This is a genomic window from Halomonas sp. TG39a, assembly GCF_000744395.1.
GTDB classification, from domain to species: domain Bacteria; phylum Pseudomonadota; class Gammaproteobacteria; order Pseudomonadales; family Halomonadaceae; genus Vreelandella; species Vreelandella ventosae_B.
Genome location: NZ_JQLV01000001.1, coordinates 1,284,340 through 1,303,087, shown reverse-complemented (window position 1 = coordinate 1,303,087; position 18,748 = coordinate 1,284,340). Strand labels below are relative to the sequence as shown.

The following is an 18,748-nucleotide window of genomic DNA, read 5'->3' as shown; positions in this document are numbered from 1 at the left end:
CAAGGGCGCAGCGCCAGATTACCGCGTGATTAGGATAATAAAGCCCCGCGGTAATCGCTTCCATTGCCTACCTTCGGCCGCGGCAACGGCCGGATACACAACGACAAGAGGTTAACATGAACAGTCAACTATTCCTTATTACCTTCGTGCTCTACATTGTCGCCATGATCGCGTTTGGCTGGTGGGTGTCCAGGCATAAGCGCGGTAGCGGTGACGACTTTCTACTTGGCGGGCGAAGCGTGCCGCTCTTTTTAACCGTGGGCACCACCGTCGCGACCATGGTCGGCACCGGCTCCAGTATGGGCGCCGTCGGCTTTGGTTACGCCAACGGCTGGGCCGGTGCTTTATACGGGCTTGGCGGCGCAGTGGGTATTTTACTGCTCGCGGTCTGTTTTGCCCCAGTACGTCAGTTTCGTTTTATGACCATGAGCGAAGAACTGGCCTATTACGTCGGCGCTAACCGGCTGGTGCGCAACGTTGTCGCGCTACTTATCTATATCGCCTGCATCGGCTGGCTGGGTGCGCACATTCTGGGTGGCGGTCTCTACCTCTCTTGGATGGCGGGCATCGACCTGACCACGGCGCGTATTTTGGTGGCACTGGGCTTCGGCATCTACTGCGTCGTCGGCGGTTATTTTGCGGTTATCTGGACCGATACTATTCAAGCCGTTGTGCTCTTCGCGGGCTTTATTTTAATGGCAATATTGGCGCTGATAGAGGTGGGCGGCCTCCCAGGTCTTACGGAGGGTATGGATGCGGGCGCCACTAGCTTTTTAGGTATTGGTCAAATAGGCGCGCTCCCGGCACTATCGTTGGCGGCTGTTATCGCTATTGGTGTGCTGGCAACGCCCTCTTTCCGCCAACGTATATACTCTGGCGAATCAGTCAAGTCGGTACGCCGTTCGTTCTTAATCACCGGCGTGCTATACCTGGGCTTCTCGATTATCCCCGCGATTATCGGTATGGCCACCCACGCGCTTAATCCTGGGCTCGACAATAGCAACTACGCCTTCCCTTTTTTGGCGACTGAAATTATGCCGCTGGGGTTAGGATTGCTGCTATTGGTAGCGGGCCTCTCCGCCACCATGTCCAGCGCCAGCTCCGATGCCATCGCCGGTGTTTCCACCCTGATTCGAGATCTCTATGTGCTGGCCACGGGCCGCACGCCATCCGCGCGTAACGTGGTGCGCTTCTCGCGTATTGCGCTGGTGGCTACCATAGGCTTGGCGCTGCTGTTCGCACTCGCCTCGGACAATGTGATCACCTACATCACCCGCATGATCTCGACGATTCTTTCAGGGCTGTTTGTCAGCGCCATGCTGGGCCGCTTCTGGCCACGTTATAATTGGCAGGGCGCTATTGCGACGCTTATTTGCGCGTCGGTGACTTCCTTGACGATTATCGCCAATAGCGATTGGACAGCCTTCTGGGGTAACCCCAGCATCCCCGCGGTGCTAGTAGCGCTGGTAGCCGGTGTGGTCGTCAGCCTGGCAACACCCGCTTCCCGCGTCACTTCTGCCCAGGCCCTGGCGATTCTTGACCAAGAACGTAAACGTATGGAGCAAGTGCCCGAGCCGACACTGACCGGTGCAGAAGCGCCGTCTACTTCGCGCTAACGGTTAGCCATTCGTACACAAAACCCCCGCTGATTGAATCAATCAGCGGGGGTTTCTATATGAAGGTAGTGTCTTGATAGGTAATTAGGTTAACTGCCGCACTGCCAACTCCACACCGCGCAGTTCGGCAAGGCCGCGCATACGGCCATAAAGCGGGTAGCCGGGAGCCGTATTGCGTCGTTGATCATCAAGCAGTTGGTGACCATGATCCGGGCGCAGTGGTAAGCGCGCCCCGCCCTCTCGTTCGCGTCGCCGCTCTTCCTCCACCAAGGCATGTATCACCCCCACCATATCCACATCGCCGGCCAAGTGCGGCGCCTCGTGGAAAGAGAGCGTATCCGCTTCACGCTGCGTGGCGCGTAGATGAATAAAGTGTATATGCGCGGCAAAGTGGCGGGCCATCGCCACCAAATCATTATCGTCACGAACACCGTAAGAGCCTGTGCAAAACGTCAAGCCATTGGCCGGGCTGGGCACGTGATCGACAATCCATTGGGCATCCTGCCGCGTCGACACAACCCGGGGCAGGCCCAGCAGTGGCCGCGGTGGGTCATCCGGGTGGATAGCCATTCGGACACCCACCTCTTCTGCCACCGGAATCACCGCCTGCAGAAAGTAGCCAAGGTTTTCCCGCAGCCTGGCGGCGTCAATATCAGCGTACCCTTCCAATACAGTGCGAAACTGCTCAAGGGTGTAGTGCTCTTCGGCGCCCGGTAGCCCAGCGATCAGCGTATTGACCAGCTTGTCACGACGGGCTTTATCCAACCCGTCTAAATAGCGAGCTGCCTGACTTTTTTCCTCGGTACTGTACTCGTTCTCAGCACCAGGGCGTTGAAGCAGATACAAGTCAAAAGCTGCAAACGCCACCTGCTCAAAGCGCAGCGCCAAAGCGCCATCGGATAGCTCATAGGTCAGATCGGTGCGCGTCCAATCAAGGACAGGCATGAAATTGTAGCAAACAGTATCGACGCCACAGGCAGCTAAATTGCGCAGGGTCTGGCAGTAGGTGGCAATTAACCCGTCACGTTCGGGCAAGCCTTTTTTAATCGACTCATGTACCGGCACACTCTCCACCACCGACCATGTCAGACCAGCCGCTTGGATCATTTGCTGGCGCTCACGAATCGCCTCGACCGACCAAACCTGATCATTGGGCACCTCATGCAGTGCCGTCACGATACCGGTAGCGCCTGTCTGGCGGATCTCTTCTAGGCTAATCGCATCATTAGGGCCGAACCAGCGCCAAGTATGCTCCATTGGGATCTCCTTATATTAGTTGTGATCAAGCGCCGCGAGCGCCCCGCGCAGCCCATCATGGGTCAACGTCTGATAGGCGACCACCACCGCCTGGACAAATCCCTTATTCGCTGCCAGTTCCCTCGGCACCACATCGTCCATAGCCAAAAAGGCAGCCACTAGTGCAGCGCTATCGGAACCCTGTGCTTGGTGCAGCGAGGCAAACCGCGCGGCCAACGGGTCGTCGACGGTGTAACGATTCCCAAGCAGATCTTCGCCTGCGGTATAGCGAATCCAGGCCGCCATCCCCAACGCCACGCAAGGCGATGATTGACCAGCGGCGCTGCGTTTTAGTGCGCCGGAGAGCCAGCGCTGCGGGAGCTTTTGGCTGCCATCCATGGCGATTTGCTGCAGGCGATGGCGCAGGCTGTCATTAGCAAAGCGTGCCAGCAGCGAGTCGGCATAGGCGTCTAAATCGATTCCTGCGGGCAACTCAAGGGTAGGCGCCGCCTCTTCAAGCATATAACGACGCAGTAGCGCGCGAAGTTCGGCGTGATTGACGCCGTCAAACACGGTTTCAATGCCCGCCAATGCGCCCAGGTAAGCGAGTAAAGAGTGGCTGCCATTCAGCATGCGTAGCTTCATGGTTTCAAACGGCGCCACATCGGCGACCATTTCAACGCCCTCGGCTTCCCAGCTTGGGCGCCCCATAGGAAAGTGATCCTCCACTACCCACTGAGAGAAAGCCTCACATACCACCGCATTGGGATCAGTAACGTCCAGTGCCGCTAAACGCCCGAAGTCCGCGTCGGTCATCGCGGGCACAATGCGATCCACCATGCTGCAGGGAAATGCCACCTTATTGGCGATCCAGCTGGCCAATTCTGCGTCTCGATGTTCGGCCAGTTGCATCACCGCTTGACGTGTTCGCTTACCGTTATCCGGCATGTTGTCGCAAGAGAGCACGGTAAAGGGGGCTATGCCTGTCTCGCGCCGCCTAGCTAACGCTTCCACCAATAGCCCAGGGGCAGTACGCGGCTGTTGGGGCGAAGCTATATCACCGATGATCATCGGGTCATCGACTCTTAGTTCACCGTTGGCGGGGTTTAGAAAGTAGCCCTTTTCGGTCACCGTTAAAGTAACGATACGGGTATCCGCAGAAGCCATTCGCACCAGCAAAGCCTCCCTGTCGCGGCTCCAGTTACCCGCGCCATCACGGCCCGAGAACAGCGTCTCTTCAATCACGCCTACTTCACGCAGCGTGATGTTATCGCTATCAGCGTACTCTGCTACATGATAACGATGCCCAGCCGCGCTCAATCCATCGACTAAACCAATGCTAGCGCGTAGGTTAGCGCTGCATATACCCCAGGCAGTATCGCCGCTGCGCTGACGATAGCGCTCTAAATAGACAGCCTGATGGGCGCGGTGAAAAGCGCCTAAGCCTAAATGGACAAACCCGATCTGGCCGCTTTTAGGCATGGCGTCAAGACGTTGCTGGTCCATAGTCACTACTCTCCCATCAGCAAGTTAGGCAACCAAAGCGAAATCGCGGGGACATAGGTCACCAACAGCAGCACCGCTAAGTTGCAGAGCAAAAAGGGCACGATGGCTCTGGCAACGGTCAACATCGGAATTTTGCCAATGCCGGCCACCACAAACAGGCATACCCCTACCGGCGGTGTGGTTAAACCAATCATCAGGTTCAACACCGCGATCACCGCAAAGTGAACCGGATCGACACCCACGCCAGTGGCTACCCCCACTAAGGCCGGGAAAAGAATAATCAGCGCGGCGATGGTCTCCATAAAAGCGCCGACAAATAGCAGAATCAGGTTGAGAATAAGTAAAACAATGAGCGGGTTATCGCTGATGGAGAGAATAAGCGCAGCGATCATCTGCGGGATCTGCTCACTGGTGAGTATCCAGCCAAACAAGTTAGCCAACCCTACCATCAGCAGGAGTGCCGAAGAGGTTAATACAGTATCCGACAAAATCGCCGGGAGCTTTTTCCACGACAACCCTTTATACACAAACATCCCCACGACCAAGGCATACAGGCAAGCCACAATGGACGCTTCGGTGGGGGTAAAGAACCCGCCAATAATGCCGTACAGAATAATCACGGTCATCAGTAGTGCCCAGAAGGCTGTTTTGGCTTCGCGCAGCAGTTGCAAAAAAGGTACCCGCTGCTCTTTTGGATAGCCACGCCGAACGGCCAGAATGTACACCGTGATCATCATGGCGAGGCCCATTAAAAGCCCCGGAACTGCACCGGCTAGGAACATCCGCCCGACCGAAATACCGCTAAGTGAACCGGCAATAATCATCGGTACGCTGGGCGGTATAATCGGCCCAACGGTTGACGAGGCGGCGGTAACCGCAGCAGCAAACGGCTTGTCATAACCCGAGCGCGCCATACCGGGAATCATCACCGAGCCGATGCTGGCGGAATCGGCTACGGCCGTACCGGAGATACCGCCAAAAATCATCGATCCGGCCACGTTGGCCAAGCCAAGACCGCCGCGAATATGGCCTAACAGAGCGTTGGAAAAGCGCACAATATGATCCGTAATATTGCCCACATTCATTAAATTGCCAGCCAGCACGAAACCGGGGATACACAGCAGCACGAAGGTATCGATACCCGCATACATACGCTGCGGCACAATGGTTAATGAAATGCCTTCAAGCAGAAGATAAGAGAGCGACGCTAACCCCAACGCAAACGCAATGGGCATGCCCACCAACAGCAAAACCAAGAAAACGCTAAAGAGGATAATAACTTCCATGCTTACGACTCCTGAAGGGAGGCAGAGGAGCGACACATTGCGATAATTCCCTCAAGACACCCTAGTAAGCTGTAAACCAGGAGTAGCGCAAAGGTGACTACCGTTGAGAAAAAGATATACAGCATGGGAACATGCAGCGTGGGCGAGGTCTGCCAGGCGCCGTTTTGCGCATACTGCCAAGCGTAAGGCAGCACCAGAAAGGCAAACAGGCCAATCAGCGCACAGATCAACACTTGAAAAGCCGCCTGCATACGCGGCCCTAGCAGGTGATGAAAAAGCTCGACGCTAATGTTGCGGTTCTGGCGCAGTACCACGCCAGCGGATAGCGCCACCATATAAATAAACAGATAGCGCGAAAGTTCTTCGGTCCAAGCTATCGAAAACGGCAAAAAAAGCCGCGAACAAATTTGCAGCAGTACCGTGGCGGCAATCGCTACAAGTGCCACAACAGCCAAGGTCAGAAAGCACCTATCCACCCAGCCAATCACGCGTCCGATGGGGCCCTTTAGCTTAGGCACCGCCGACATTGAATCCAGGCTATCCAACGCTTCCTGTTCAAGCGCTTTGTGATCCGAGTTCATAACCGTATCCTTATAGGCAAGCTGCATGTGCAGTTCGAAGATGGGCCAGCAAGATGCCAGCCCATCGCCATTACCAATTCACTGCAAATACGACCTTACAAATCCTGGATAGCGTCGAAGAGTTCGCGCTGCTCTTCGGTTAAGGCCTCAAGCACGGCGGGGCGAGCTTTCTCTGCGAACGCATCAACGTCGACTTCCACGAACTCCATGCCACGCTCCTGAAGCGCTTGCTCAAGACGTGCCTGGTCATCAACAAAAAGCTCGGCCTGATACGTTTGCATTGTTTGGGCGGCATCACGAACCACCTGCTGAAGCTCATCCGGCATGCTTTCCAGCTGGTTACGGCCAATCACTACATAGATCCAGCTGCGCACATGGCCGGTCATGTTGACGTAGTCCTGGACCTCATTGAAGCTGGCGCTTTCGATCAGACTAAGCGGGTTCTCCTGACCTTCCAGGGTATTTTGCTGTAGCGCGGTGAACACTTCGCTAAACGCCATTGGGGTTGGACGTGCCCCCATTGCCTGCCAGGTATCAACGAACAGCGGCACGTTCGGCACGCGTAGACGTAACCCATCCAGCTCATCAGGCGTTCGGATAGGACGATTGGAGGTCAGCTCACGGGGCCCACGCTCAAACCACGCCAAGGGCACCAGGTTAGTACGCTCAGTGATTTGCGCTTCAATTTCAGCACCAATATCACCATTCACCGCCGCATGAAGATGTTCGGAATCTCGAAAGGCGTAAGGAACCGCCATCATCGCGGCTTTAGGCGCCCAATTCTGTAAGCTTTCACCGGTGATCGTCATATCCGCCGTACCTAGCTGGATACTGTTGATCACGTCCATCTCGTTACCCAGTTGCTCACTGGGGTAGAGACGCACCTCAATCTGCCCCTCGGAGTTCGCTTCGACCTCCTGTTTAAATTTCTCGGCGGCCTGGTGCCAAATATTCTGCTCGTTGGCTAAATGGCCAAAACGCAGCGTGTAATCTGCCGCCATTAATGAGTGGCTGCCTAGCATGGCGGCCCCAAGAACAGCGCTGGTGATCAGTTGTTTAATCATTGTCTTTCTCCTGCACGCGGGTGTTGTTAGTTGTTAATTGCAGCTTCTAATTGCACGTGGGTTGGCGTGGGTGGGTGTAGCCCCTCAAGCACCGATTTGAATCAGCACCTTGCGGGCCTCTTCTGGGCGGTGTTCAAGCATGTCAATAGCGCTGGGCATGTCGCTTAGCGGCAACCGATGGCTGACTAACGCCAACGGATCCAATTGCCCACTTGCCATTAGCTTAAGCACCTCCGGAAACTTACGGTTGTTAAGTCGCGAGCCGACCAGGGTCAGCTCTTTCTTAATCACCTCTAACTGCACTAGCTCGCTGGGCTGAACGCTAAAGCCCAGCAGACCAATGCGCCCTGCCGGCGATGCTAAGCGCAGCATTTGCGGTAGCAGCGCGGGCACGCAGGCCGCATCGGCAATCAGCGGCACACCTTCACCCTGGGTTAAGGCAAGCACCTCTTTTTCCACATCCTGCTCGCGGCTGTTAAAGACCTGCGTTGCCCCCAGCTGTTTTGCCGCCGCTAATCGCTCATTAATAACGTCCGTGACGATGACCTCTTCGATACCCTTGGCCAGAGCCATCTGCAGAATCGTCAGGCCAATAACGCCAGCGCCCAAAATCATCAGTCGGTCGCCGGGATGCGGCTGCATACGATCAAGCACGTTAGCGGCGATGGTGTAGGGCTCAACCAAGGCCGCAGCATCTAGCCCAATGTGATCAGGTAGCTGGTGCAGATTTTCAGCGGGCACGGCGACTAACTCTTCAAAACCGCCATTGCGATGCACGCCGATCACCTCAAGCGTACTGCACACGTTGGGACGGCCAATCCGGCACGGGTAGCACTCGCCGCAGCTAATCACGGGGTCAACGCATACGCGATCCCCGACGGAAACGCCGAGCACGCCTTCCCCCACTGCTTCGACTACCCCGGCAAACTCGTGACCGGTGATACGCGGAAAGCGTACAAAAGCGTTATCGCCATGGATAATATGCATGTCCGAGCCGCAAATGCCGGCAAATGCCACACGCACCAGTGTTTCACCAGTGGCAGCCTTGGGCGTTTCAACGTCCGCTACCTGATAGTCGTGAGGCGCCTTCACCTGGAATGCTTTCATTGATGTAAATCTCCTTTACCCGTGCGTTAAGTTACCAATGCCCCTAATTCACCAATGCCAGAGCGTGCCATCTTCCAACCGGTTAACCGGCAAGCTTGCGCGCTTATAGGGGTACTGCTTGGCTAGCCGTTCATCGATATCAACACCATGCCCCGGCTTTTCGCCGACAATGAAATGCCCATCTTCAAAGCGATAGTCGTGGGGGAAGACCTCGTCAGTGGCACGGGAATGGGGCATATACTCCTGGATACCGAAGTTGGGCACCCAAGTGTCAAAGTGAATCGCCGCACCCAGACACACCGGAGAAAGGTCCGTCGGCCCGTGGAAGCCGGTACGCACGTGATAAAGGCCTGCTAAATCGGCGATTCGGCGCACATGGGTAATACCACCCGCATGGGTTAGCGTGGCGCGGATATAGTCGATCCACTGATTTTCAATCAGCGCTTTGGCATCAAACAGACTGTTGAAAACTTCGCCGACGGCCAGCGGTGTGGTGGTGTGCTGGCGGATAAGCCCAAACGCCTCCTGATTTTCAGCCGGTACGCAGTCTTCAAGCCAAAATAGATGGTAGGGCTCAACCTCTTTGCCTAAGCGGGCGGCCTCGATGGGCGTCAGGCGGTGGTGAACATCGTGTAGAACATGCAGGTCTTCACCGAAGCGCTCACGCACGGCGGCAAACAGCTTGGGCACATGATTTAAATATTTGCTGGTACTCCAAACGTGCTCGGCGGGTAAATCAGAATCGGCTGGCTCATAGGGCTCGCCATCTTTTTTGGCAACACCATAAATGCTCGCAATGCCGGGCACACCGGCCTGCACACGTACCGCTTTGTAGCCCTCATCCACATGACGGGCGACCTCTTCCAGGCAGGCGTCAATATCACGCCCCGTTGCATGGCCGTAAACCATGACGCGGTCTCGGCTTTTACCACCTAACAACTGGTACAGCGGCATGCCCGCGAGCTTTGCTTTAATATCCCAAAGCGCCATATCAACGGCGGCAATCGCACTCATGGTGACAGGCCCACGCCGCCAGTAAGCGCCGCGGTAAAGGTAGTGCCAGATATCTTCAATACGCTGAGGGTCTCGGCCGATCAAGGTCGGGATTACATGCTCTTCCAAATAAGCCACTACGGCCATTTCACGGCCATTGAGCGTTGCATCACCAATGCCGTACTCGCCCTGATCGGTCACAATCTTTAGCGTCACAAAATTGCGCCCCGGCGAGGTCACAATGGTATAGGCGTGCTCAATTTTCATCGCATCGACTCCTGCTTTAGCTGTTGATTTTCTTGTTCTTCGAACATGGCGGGGAAACGGCGCACCAGATCAGGCATAGAGACCAAAATTTCACGCAGATGAAGCATCATCGTCTCTTCAGCTTGCTGAACGTCTCGCGCCTCAATGGCCGCCACGATGCTGGCATGCTGGTCCACAAGCCGTTCGAGCGGGGTGCTATGGGGCACACTGAGGTAGCGCACCCGGTCAAGCTGAGCGCGGACTTCTTCAATGACTTTCCAGGCTGCATGCTGCTTTACCCCCAGCGAAAGCGTCCGGTGGAAAGCTTCGTCAAGACGATAAAATCGGTCATTATCATTAGGCTCAATACAGCGACGCTGCCGCGCTAGCAAATCATGCAGCTCCGTCAGCATCGCTGGCTCAATCCCCTTCTCTGCCGCCAATTTCACTACGGCTACTTCAACGGCTTCACGTACAAAGCGTGCCTCAAGCACCGCCCGCTGGGATATTTTGACCACATAGGTGCCACGCTGAGGTTTAACCTCCACCAGCCCAGCCTCAGAGAGCCTTATGAAAGCCTCCCTCACCGGCTGACGGCTAACCGAAAAGGTATCGGCTATCTCCTTTTCAGATAACACCTGACCCGGCGCCAGCACCATTTGGATAATCGACTGCCTCAGCACGTGAAATAGCCGTTGGCGAACCGATTCTCCATCGTGGGTTTCCTGCCAAAGCGTTTGTAATGTTGTGGGCATGGCACCTGATCCTGATAGAGAAGTGCGTGTAGGTTAGCTGCGAGAACTGATATGACTAGTATGGTAGTTGACTTAAGATAAAAAAAGCCCGAATGCGTCACTCTTTAGTCGCATTCACGATTAACGCCCACTAGCCAAATTCATACATACCTTGTAAGAAATATCTTACATAACAACCCGTTTTGGGTTATTTTTTGAGCATTGCTCTGCAAAAAAATCGCCAGCTAAAATTAAGTATTTCGCAACCTAATCGCTTAACATGCTTTGATACAAACGACTGAATACGATGACCACTGCCCAGTACGGCAATTGCCATGGACGGCCGAGGGCTGCTGCGAGCCAATACCAGTTAGGAGAGAGTAATGCAGGCCATCCAGGCAAGGGATAATTCGAAAGACCTGGTCTTAACGAAGGAACTTCCGTCATTTTTGGTAGCGGATCTACTCAAGTGCCCAAACTTACCTACCCTGCCCACTGTTGCTGTTAATGTCTTGAAAATGGCACGTACAGAGCGTCCTTCGGTTAACGACTACGCGAATGCCATTGAGCGTGACCCAGCTTTGACTATGCGTATCATTACCCTTGCCAACAGCGCCTTTTTTTCGCGTAGCCATACGAAGGTACACGGGTGTCAGGAAGCGACGGCTCGCCTGGGGCTAGACACCACGCTGGCAGCGGTAATGAGCTTTAGTCTGCTGCAAAACAGGGGGATTGATGCCCATTACCAACGGGTATGGATGCGTTCTATCATCGCCTCGTTAGCAGCACGACACCTGGCCATACAGCTCTGCCCCGATATAGCAGGGCCCGTGTTCACCGCCGCCTTACTACAAGACATTGGCATCATGGCCCTAAGGGCGACATACCCTAAAGAGAGTAATGAGATATATACCGAGGTGGCCTTATCTCATCGACAGTTATCCGAGTCTGAACAGCGGCTTTTTGGCTGCGATCACTCTCAAGTGGGCGCTTGGCTTGCCGCCAAGTGGGGCGTTCCGACACCGCTTGCTCAGCGTATCTGCGATAGTCACGGCGAACCTGATATTACAGCCCTGGACAGGCTGTGCATTCAGCTCTCTGGCCCCATCGCCGATGCCTGGCTCTCGTCTCACCCTGCGCAGTCGCTAGTCGCCGTGGTGCGAGAGTTTGAAACCTATCAGGGGGCCCACTCGATCTCGTTACGGCATTTACTCGAGAATATTCAAGAACAGTTGCCTGCGCTGGCAGATATGCTGCAAATGACGGCGCCCCCTTTACAGGATAACGAGTCGCTGCTTGCCGAGGCCCAGCAACTGCTGTTTCAGCAAACGCTACAGCTCAAGGCGCGCCTTGATACCCAGCAAGCAGAACTCGGCTCCCTGCGTCAGCGCCAAGATGAGTTAGAAGAGCGCTCACGAACAGATATGCTTACCGGGCTTGCCAACCGATCCTGGCTTGAAGAGCAGACGCATCAGCGCTTTATACTTTGCAAGGAACAGGCTCGCATCATGTCGGTGGTGTTTATTGATCTTGACCACTTCAAGAAGCTAAACGATCAATACGGCCACCAAATGGGTGACCATGTGCTGCAAAAATTTGGTAAAACGCTACAGGCACTTATTCGCGAAGGTGACCTTGCAGGGCGCTGGGGCGGCGAAGAGTTTCTGGTCATTTTGCCCGATGAAGATGCCCAGGCAGCCCAGCTATTCGCCAAACGAATTGCCCAGCGTTTAGAAAAAACACCCATGGCTCACGATGACCAGCAACCCATCCATGTATCCGTCTCGATTGGCATTGCCTGCTTGGATGATGGCGGATTTGGCGATGCAGGCGAGCTTATAGATGCCGCTGATAAAAGTATGTACTTCATTAAACGCACAGGCCGGGGGGGAATAGCGGTGTATGGCGAGCGTGGTGCTCCAGGCGCACCTCCTAGCATCGACTAGCGTATGCTTATTGTTTAGCCCTTCAGTTGACGACAAGAGCAGCCATGCTGGAACTTCACCAGATACACAAAACCTACGCGACGCCACAAGGCCCGCTGAAGGTACTTGAAGATGTCTCCTTTCGCCTAGCGTCAGGGCAAAGTATGGCGCTAATGGGTGTATCCGGCAGCGGCAAATCCACTCTATTACACCTAGCCGCCGGATTAGATCTGCCTGACCAGGGAAACATCACCCTGGCAGGAAACAACATCGCCTCTCTATCTGAACCCTCCCGTGCCAAGCTGCGCCGAGAAAACCTGGGTCTGGTCTTTCAGCAGTTCCATCTAGTGCCTAGCTTGACCGTCATCGATAACCTGCGCCTTCAGGCGCGCCTCGCTGGTCGCGACAATGCCGGCTGGACAGCGCACTTACTCGAGCGGCTAGGGCTGACGAGCATGGAAAAACGTTACCCGGAACAGCTCTCCGGTGGTCAACAGCAGCGCCTGGCCATTGGCCGCGCTTTGGCCCCGCGCCCGCCTCTGCTACTGGCCGATGAACCCACAGGCAATTTGGATGAAAACACCGCTGGCGAAGTGCTTGAACTGCTATTGAGCCTGGTTCGCGAAACGCAATGTGCGCTGTTAGTCGTGACTCACAGCCAGCAGGTCGCCGCGCCACTTGATCGCTGTCTGCATTTACGCCATGGCCAACTGATCAATAGCGCACATGTTTAGAGCAATGCCCACCGTTCTGGCCACGCTCCTTAGCCACTACCGGCGTCACCCTGGGCAACTGGCCATGCTGCTACTTGGTCTTTGGGTTGCCAGCGCTTTATGGAGCGGTATTCAAGCGATCAACGCCACAGCAAGAGACAGCTACGCCCGCGCCGATGCACTGTTTGCCACCCAACTGGACCAGTTTGAGCGCCGCGATGGCGCCCCACTCACCCGCGCCGAGTATCACGCTCTGCGCCAAACAGGCCTGCCTGTTTCGCCTATGCTAGAGGGTGAAGTCGTTACCCAAGATGGCACCCGACTAACGCTGATCGGCATTGACCCGCTTACCCTTTCCAGCGATAACGCGCTGGCTCAAGCAAACACCTCCGCGTCGTTAAGCGACTTTCTAACGCCGCCGTGGCAAACACGCCTAGCGCCTGATGCCTTGGCAGCCCTGGGGATAGAGCGCGACAATGCACCGGGTGCTAGCCCAACGTTGGCAGATGGCAAAACGCTACCTCCGCTCGTTTTAGCGCCAGCGTTGCCGCCGGACACTCTGATCATGGATATTGCCGCAGCGGCACAGTTACTGGAAAGCGGCGACGAGATTACCCGAATCGTTAGCGCACCGGGGGCACTTGCGAAAGCGCCCGCAGGATTGACCCTCACCCGTGCCAGCAACTTAGCCACCCCGGGCCAACTGACTGAAAGCTTTCACCTAAACCTTACCGCCTTGGGGCTACTGGCCTGGGTGGTGGGGCTATTTATCGTTCAAGCAGCGCTGGGTCTAGCCTTAGAGCAACGTTTGGGTATGCTGCGCACCCTCAGGGTGCTGGGTGTATCAGGGCGCAGTTTAGTCGTGACACTCAGTTTAGAGTTACTCCTGCTCGGCCTGATCGGCGCGCTTGCCGGTATTGCCAGCGGCGTCTGGCTGGCACGCCTGCTGCTACCCGATGTGGCGGCCACCCTGGGCTCACTTTATGGTGCAGGCGTGGGTCAAGAACTCAATCTACCCTGGCATTACTGGGTCGGCGGGCTGGCAGTTAGCCTTGGCGGGCTAGTGCTGGCGGGCAGTGGCGTGCTATGGCGTGCCGCCCGTTTAAACATGCTGGAGTTAGGCCAGATGCAGGCCTGGCGTAGTGGTTACCGTCGGCAATTAACGCTAATGAGCATGGGCGGTGCACTCGCCTTGAGTATTGCGTTAGCGCTATACGCCTGGTTACGTTTACAGCCCCCTGGCGATGGCTTAGTGGCAGGTTTTGGACTAATCGCAGCCCTACTGCTGGCCAGCGCCCTGTGGTTGCCACCCTTGTTAGCGTTGGTATTGAAAGTGCTGGCGCACCTTGCCCGGCGGCGGCCGCTTATTCACTGGGCAGTCGCGGATATGCAGCTTCAGCTACCCAAGCTTTCGCTGGCCATGATGGCCTTGCTCATCGCGCTGGCAACCAATCTGGGTGTCGGCAGTATGGTAGGCGGCTTTCGTTTGACCTTTTTAGACTGGCTTGATCAGCGCTTAGTCGCCCCACTCTATTTAAATGCACCCGCCGAGCAATATGCAGACATTGATGCCTGGCTGGCGGATCGCCCGGAGGTCTTTGAGCGCCTGCTCACTCGGCGCAGCGACGCAACCCTTCAAACAGTTAGCACACCCGAAAGCAACCGCTCTTTAGGCACGCCTATCGAGCTTTATGGTATTACCCCTGGCGTATCGCTGACACCTCACTGGCCGCTGCTGGAGACACAATCAGGTCGCGCCGCAGCCTGGGCAGCTTTCGACCACGGAGCGGTTTTTGTTAACGAACAGTTAGCCACGGCTGAAAACCTTGCCCCCGGTGATCGGCTAGCATTGAGCGCGCCAGGGGTAAGCGAAAACCTGATCATAGCCGCTGTCTATCCCGATTACGGCAACCCCAGCGGCCAAGTGTTAATGGCGTCGCCCCAGCTCGCCGCACGGTTTAATGCACCGCCTAGCTCGATAGGCTTGGTGCTACATGACGATGCCGATGTGGGTGCTCTACGAGCAGCCCTTACCGTGCGTTTCGATTTAGGCAGCGATGCACTTACCGATCAAGCCGAAATCAAGCGCATTGCCACCGAGATTTTTGAGCGCACCTTTACCATTACCCGCGCGCTTAATGCACTAACCCTAGCCGTCGCTGCCCTGGCACTATTCGCTAGCCTGCTGGCCCAGGCACGCAGCCGGCGCCAGCAGTTAGCCCCACTCTGGGCGCTGGGCGTCCCCCGGTCACAGCTAGCATGGCTAAACTTAGCGCAGCTGGGTGGCGCGGCATTCGTCACCGGCCTGCTGGCCGTACCACTGGGCATTGCGATTACCTGGGGCTTAGTGGCGATTATCAATGTGGCCGCCTTCGGCTGGCGTCTGCCGCTCTACCTATTCCCTTGGGAAATGTCCGTGACACTCGCCACGGCAGTCGTCGTGGCGCTGCTGGCTGCTGCCCTGCCCGCGCTGCGTTTCTGGCGCGCATCACCGCGTGCATTGCTGGCGGAAGAGGCCAATCAATGAGCATACGCCGACGGCTAAACCTGCCACTTCTACTGATAGCCATCGTTGCTTTGATGCTTCAAGGCTGCGGCGATGAAGACGTAACCTCAGCCAGCAGTGCGGGGTTTGCCGGGTTGGGCCAGGACGCCGACGGCTTCCAACACGCCGTGCCAAACCAATTACTGACATTCCCAACGGATCACTCAGCACACCCGGATTACCGTATCGAATGGTGGTATTTAACCGCCAATTTGGAAGATGAATCCGGCGAGCCACTCGGCCTGCAGTGGACACTATTTCGTCAGGCGCTGATGCCACCCAACGAGCGACCCGAACCCACGCCCTGGGCAGCGGATCAACTCTGGATGGCCCATATGGCAATCTCACAAGGCGAGCAGCACTACGTTGCTGAGCGCTTTGGGCGCAGCCACTCACAGGCCCCATTGAGCACTCCCCAGGACAGCCAGGCGGGGGTTATCGCTTCACCCTTCCACGCTTGGCTGGATGATTGGCAGCTTAAAGCAAACGAGCAGGCCGATAGCAGCGATTTCAATAGCCTAACGCTCACCGCCTACAGCGGCGAAGGCGCGTCGCGGTTTGGTTATACGCTGGAACTTACCGCCGAGGGGCCGCTGGTGCTGCATGGCGACAAGGGGTTTAGCCAGAAAGCCGCCAATGGCCAGGGCTCGATGTACTACAGCCAACCCTTCTGGCAGATAGAGGGCGACGTCACGCTCAATGGAGAAACCAAAACGGTCAGCGGGCGCGGTTGGTTAGACCGGGAATGGAGCAGCCAACTACTGGATGCCCGCCAATCTGGCTGGGACTGGTTCTCGATTCACTTTGATGACGGCCACAAGCTAATGGCCTTTCAGCTGCGTGGCGGCTCCGCCCAAAATGCCGACTACCGCTCTGGCACCTTGATAACGCCTGAAGGCCGAGCCACCCCCTTAGCCAACAACGACATCACACTCACACCGCTGGCAAGCTCGGCAGTCGGCGGGCGCGAGGTACCCACCCAATGGCGGTTGGAAATACCGTCAGTGGAAATCGATATCAACATTGAAGCCCCTCACGCCAACCGCTGGATGACCACCAGCGTGCCCTACTGGGAAGGCGAAGTAGTGGTCAACGACCGCGCCAGCGGCGAGCCGCTGGGCGAGGGCTACCTGGAAATGACCGGGTATTGAGCTAACAAACACATTAACCCTTTGCGTAGCGAGCCTCCCCCCATCGCTGCATCGCCTCAAGCACTTCACGCAGCACCGGTCGTACCTCGGCGGCGCGATCTTCGCGATAGGCGAAGATAGGCTGGTCATCATCGGGTTCGTTCATATAGGTGCGCTGGGAGAGTTCGAGCTGCGCCGCGTGAATATGGTTGGCGGGATCGCCATAGCCGCGCGTAATATGCCCGCCTTTAAAGCGGCCATTGATCACATGCGTAAAACGCGACTGAGCAGCACAGACGGCTTGTAACGACTTGCTAAGCTCAGGGTCACAGCTCTGCTCCTCAAAGGTACCCAGGTTGATATCCGGCAGTTGGTCGTCGAAGAGCCGCGGGATGCGAGAGCGGATAGAGTGGGCGTCGAACAGCAGCGCATAGCCGAAGCGCGTCTTTAGCCGCGCAAGCTCCCTCGCCAGGGCATTGTGGTAAGGGCGCCAAACATGCTCCTTTGCCCACTCGCGCTCTTCCTTGCTCGGTACTTGTCCGTCTCGAAACAGTGGGTCACCGTCGAAGTCGATGTCGGGAAATAATCCAGTCGTCGCACCCGCGTAGAGCGGCGCGTCATTCTCAGGCCGATTAAGGTCGATAACGTAGCGCGAATAGCGCGCCTCAAGTCGGCTCGCCCCAAGCTCGGCGGCGAAGTCGTAAAGCTTGGGTATATGCCAGTCGGTGTCGGCAAGGCTGAGCGCAGCTTTATTAAGCCCCGCCTCTACCTCCGGCGTTAGCGCGGTGCCTGCGTGAGGCATTGAAACCAATAGCGGCGTATCGCCCTGGGTGAGTTGGTAACTTTCGATCATGCCTCTAGCTCCTTACCTGCTTTGAATACCGTGACCGGCAATTGCCCGCCCAGCCAGTAGCTAAGCTCCGCTGGCCCGGTAATCTCCCAGACGACCGCGTCTGCCCATTTACCTACTTCTAGCGAACCGTGAGTGGCATCAATACCCAGCGCTTTAGCGGCATTGATGGTCACGCCTGCCAGCGCTTCTTCAGGGGTAAGGCGAAACAGCGTGCAGCCCAGATTCATCATCAGTCGTAACGACAGTACGGGTGACGTCCCGGGGTTAAGGTCGCTGGCCAGCGCCATGGTGACGCCCTGCTCACGAAAGTCTGCAACCGGCGGTAGCTGGGTTTCACGCAGGGTCAGAAAAGCCCCCGGCAGCAACACGGCGGCAGTACTGCTTTGTGCCATCGCACGGGCATCCGCTTTATCGGCGTATTCGACGTGGTCCGCAGAAAGCGCGCCAAACTCCGCAGCCAGTTGGCAACCGCCAAGACGCGACAACTGCTCAGCATGTAGCTTGAGCGGCAGGCCCAATTGCTTTGCAGTTTCAAATACGCGCCGCATCTGTTCCACAGAGAAGGCGATACCTTCACAGAAGCCATCGACGGCGTCGACAAGACCTTCCTTCGCCAGCGTCGGCAGAATTTCCTCGCAGACTAGATCAATATACTCATCGCTACGTTCGCGGTATTCGGGCGGCAGCGCGTGAGCCGCAAGGCACGTCGTGAGCACTTCGGCAGGTAGCCGTTCCCCCAGCGCCCGGGCCACCTTGAGCATTTTGCGCTCGCTCTCCAGATCAAGCCCATACCCCGACTTGACCTCTAGCGTGGTGACGCCTTCACGCAGCAGTACTTTGGCGCGCTTCTCGGCGCTGGCCAGTAATTCGTCAAAGTTGGCCTCGCGAGTTGCCCGCACGCTGCTAACGATCCCACCGCCCTGTTTAGCTATCTCGCTATAGCTCACGCCCTCCAGGCGCTGCTCAAACTCATTACTGCGGTCACCGCCAAACACCAGGTGCGTGTGGCAGTCGATCAACCCCGGCGTTAGCCAGCGCCCACCCAGGTCACGCACTTCATCGAATGCCACATCGCGGTCAAGTTGCGCCTCAGTGCCAATCCAGGCGATGCGTCCCGCGTCTATAATCAGCGCCGCATCGCGCACAATTCCGTAGCGGCCACCCGCCAGGGTCACCGCATGGCAGTGGTGCCATAGCTGTTTCATGCTTCCTC

Annotated in this window: 15 protein-coding genes; 5 read left to right on the top strand and 10 right to left on the bottom strand. The window is 56.5% G+C overall.

What is annotated here, in order from left to right; translation table 11 throughout:
- Positions 1–116 precede the first annotated feature (116 nt).
- Positions 117–1,616, top strand: a complete 1,500-nt coding sequence (locus U738_RS05635; RefSeq protein ID WP_035578131.1) for a sodium:solute symporter family protein — start codon at positions 117–119, stop codon at positions 1,614–1,616.
- 84 nt (positions 1,617–1,700) lie between these two features.
- Here U738_RS05635 and uxuA read toward each other — a convergent pair whose 3' ends face one another.
- From uxuA to U738_RS05595, 8 genes are all read right to left on the bottom strand, one after another.
- A complete protein-coding gene (uxuA, locus tag U738_RS05630) occupies positions 1,701–2,873 on the bottom strand; it encodes a mannonate dehydratase (protein WP_035578129.1) in 1,173 nt (390 codons plus the stop codon).
- Positions 2,874–2,888: 15 nt separating this feature from the next.
- Positions 2,889–4,358 (bottom strand): mannitol dehydrogenase family protein, encoded by a 1,470-nt coding sequence (locus U738_RS05625; protein ID WP_035578128.1) that lies wholly within the window; start codon positions 4,356–4,358, stop codon positions 2,889–2,891.
- Between the two features lie 5 nt (positions 4,359–4,363).
- On the bottom strand, positions 4,364–5,644 hold the full coding sequence (locus U738_RS05620) for a TRAP transporter large permease (RefSeq protein WP_035578126.1): 1,281 nt from the start codon (positions 5,642–5,644) through the stop codon (positions 4,364–4,366).
- A gap of 2 nt (positions 5,645–5,646) precedes the next feature.
- Positions 5,647–6,225 (bottom strand): TRAP transporter small permease, encoded by a 579-nt coding sequence (locus tag U738_RS05615; protein WP_035578123.1) that lies wholly within the window; start codon positions 6,223–6,225, stop codon positions 5,647–5,649.
- Between the two features lie 95 nt (positions 6,226–6,320).
- A complete protein-coding gene (locus U738_RS05610) occupies positions 6,321–7,289 on the bottom strand; it encodes a TRAP transporter substrate-binding protein (RefSeq protein WP_035578122.1) in 969 nt (322 codons plus the stop codon).
- 84 nt (positions 7,290–7,373) lie between these two features.
- Positions 7,374–8,396: a Zn-dependent oxidoreductase gene (locus tag U738_RS05605; RefSeq protein ID WP_035578119.1), complete on the bottom strand. Its 1,023-nt coding sequence runs from the start codon at positions 8,394–8,396 to the stop codon at positions 7,374–7,376.
- Positions 8,397–8,444: 48 nt separating this feature from the next.
- Positions 8,445–9,656 (bottom strand): D-mannonate dehydratase ManD, encoded by a 1,212-nt coding sequence (gene manD / locus U738_RS05600; RefSeq protein WP_035578116.1) that lies wholly within the window; start codon positions 9,654–9,656, stop codon positions 8,445–8,447.
- Positions 9,653–10,390, bottom strand: coding sequence for a GntR family transcriptional regulator (locus U738_RS05595; RefSeq protein WP_035578114.1), 738 nt, complete (start codon positions 10,388–10,390; stop codon positions 9,653–9,655). Before U738_RS05595 ends, manD begins: the two co-directional genes overlap by 4 nt.
- 362 nt (positions 10,391–10,752) lie before the next feature.
- Here U738_RS05595 and U738_RS05590 point away from each other — a divergent pair, with 362 nt between their 5' ends.
- The 4 genes from U738_RS05590 to U738_RS05575 are packed head-to-tail and all read left to right on the top strand — an operon-like array spanning position 10,753 to position 16,703.
- The gene (locus U738_RS05590; protein WP_035578111.1) at positions 10,753–12,315 is read left to right on the top strand and encodes a sensor domain-containing diguanylate cyclase; all 1,563 of its coding nucleotides are present in this window, start codon (positions 10,753–10,755) and stop codon (positions 12,313–12,315) included.
- Positions 12,316–12,359: 44 nt separating this feature from the next.
- Positions 12,360–13,028, top strand: a complete 669-nt coding sequence (locus U738_RS05585) for an ABC transporter ATP-binding protein (RefSeq protein ID WP_035578109.1) — start codon at positions 12,360–12,362, stop codon at positions 13,026–13,028.
- A gap of 4 nt (positions 13,029–13,032) precedes the next feature.
- Positions 13,033–15,534 carry an ABC transporter permease gene (locus tag U738_RS05580; protein WP_035578107.1) on the top strand — a complete coding sequence of 834 codons (2,502 nt, stop codon included), beginning with the start codon at positions 13,033–13,035 and terminating at the stop codon, positions 15,532–15,534.
- Positions 15,531–16,703 carry a lipocalin-like domain-containing protein gene (locus tag U738_RS05575; RefSeq protein WP_035578105.1) on the top strand — a complete coding sequence of 391 codons (1,173 nt, stop codon included), beginning with the start codon at positions 15,531–15,533 and terminating at the stop codon, positions 16,701–16,703. The genes U738_RS05580 and U738_RS05575 overlap by 4 nt, the downstream gene beginning before the upstream one ends.
- 13 nt (positions 16,704–16,716) lie before the next feature.
- Here the strand turns inward: U738_RS05575 and hutG are convergent, their stop codons facing one another.
- On the bottom strand, positions 16,717–17,535 hold the full coding sequence (gene hutG, locus U738_RS05570) for an N-formylglutamate deformylase (protein WP_035578103.1): 819 nt from the start codon (positions 17,533–17,535) through the stop codon (positions 16,717–16,719).
- Positions 17,532–18,740 (bottom strand): imidazolonepropionase, encoded by a 1,209-nt coding sequence (hutI, locus tag U738_RS05565; protein WP_035578102.1) that lies wholly within the window; start codon positions 18,738–18,740, stop codon positions 17,532–17,534. The genes hutG and hutI overlap by 4 nt, the downstream gene beginning before the upstream one ends.
- Between the last annotated feature and the right edge of the window lie 8 nt (positions 18,741–18,748).

Excerpts from the sequence above, each read along its gene's own strand:
- U738_RS05575 (WP_035578105.1), top strand. The coding sequence starts at position 15,531 with ATGAGCATACGCCGACGGCTAAACCTGCCACTTCTACTGATAGCCATC.
- U738_RS05595 (WP_035578114.1), bottom strand. The coding sequence starts at position 10,390 with ATGCCCACAACATTACAAACGCTTTGGCAGGAAACCCACGATGGAGAA.
- U738_RS05625 (WP_035578128.1), bottom strand. The coding sequence starts at position 4,358 with ATGGACCAGCAACGTCTTGACGCCATGCCTAAAAGCGGCCAGATCGGG.
- U738_RS05590 (WP_035578111.1), top strand. The coding sequence starts at position 10,753 with ATGCAGGCCATCCAGGCAAGGGATAATTCGAAAGACCTGGTCTTAACG.
- hutI (WP_035578102.1), bottom strand. The coding sequence starts at position 18,740 with ATGAAACAGCTATGGCACCACTGCCATGCGGTGACCCTGGCGGGTGGC.
- U738_RS05620 (WP_035578126.1), bottom strand. The coding sequence starts at position 5,644 with ATGGAAGTTATTATCCTCTTTAGCGTTTTCTTGGTTTTGCTGTTGGTG.
- U738_RS05610 (WP_035578122.1), bottom strand. The coding sequence starts at position 7,289 with ATGATTAAACAACTGATCACCAGCGCTGTTCTTGGGGCCGCCATGCTA.
- manD (WP_035578116.1), bottom strand. The coding sequence starts at position 9,656 with ATGAAAATTGAGCACGCCTATACCATTGTGACCTCGCCGGGGCGCAAT.
- U738_RS05635 (WP_035578131.1), top strand. The coding sequence starts at position 117 with ATGAACAGTCAACTATTCCTTATTACCTTCGTGCTCTACATTGTCGCC.
- U738_RS05585 (WP_035578109.1), top strand. The coding sequence starts at position 12,360 with ATGCTGGAACTTCACCAGATACACAAAACCTACGCGACGCCACAAGGC.
- U738_RS05605 (WP_035578119.1), bottom strand. The coding sequence starts at position 8,396 with ATGAAAGCATTCCAGGTGAAGGCGCCTCACGACTATCAGGTAGCGGAC.
- U738_RS05580 (WP_035578107.1), top strand. The coding sequence starts at position 13,033 with ATGCCCACCGTTCTGGCCACGCTCCTTAGCCACTACCGGCGTCACCCT.
- U738_RS05615 (WP_035578123.1), bottom strand. The coding sequence starts at position 6,225 with ATGAACTCGGATCACAAAGCGCTTGAACAGGAAGCGTTGGATAGCCTG.
- uxuA (WP_035578129.1), bottom strand. The coding sequence starts at position 2,873 with ATGGAGCATACTTGGCGCTGGTTCGGCCCTAATGATGCGATTAGCCTA.
- hutG (WP_035578103.1), bottom strand. The coding sequence starts at position 17,535 with ATGATCGAAAGTTACCAACTCACCCAGGGCGATACGCCGCTATTGGTT.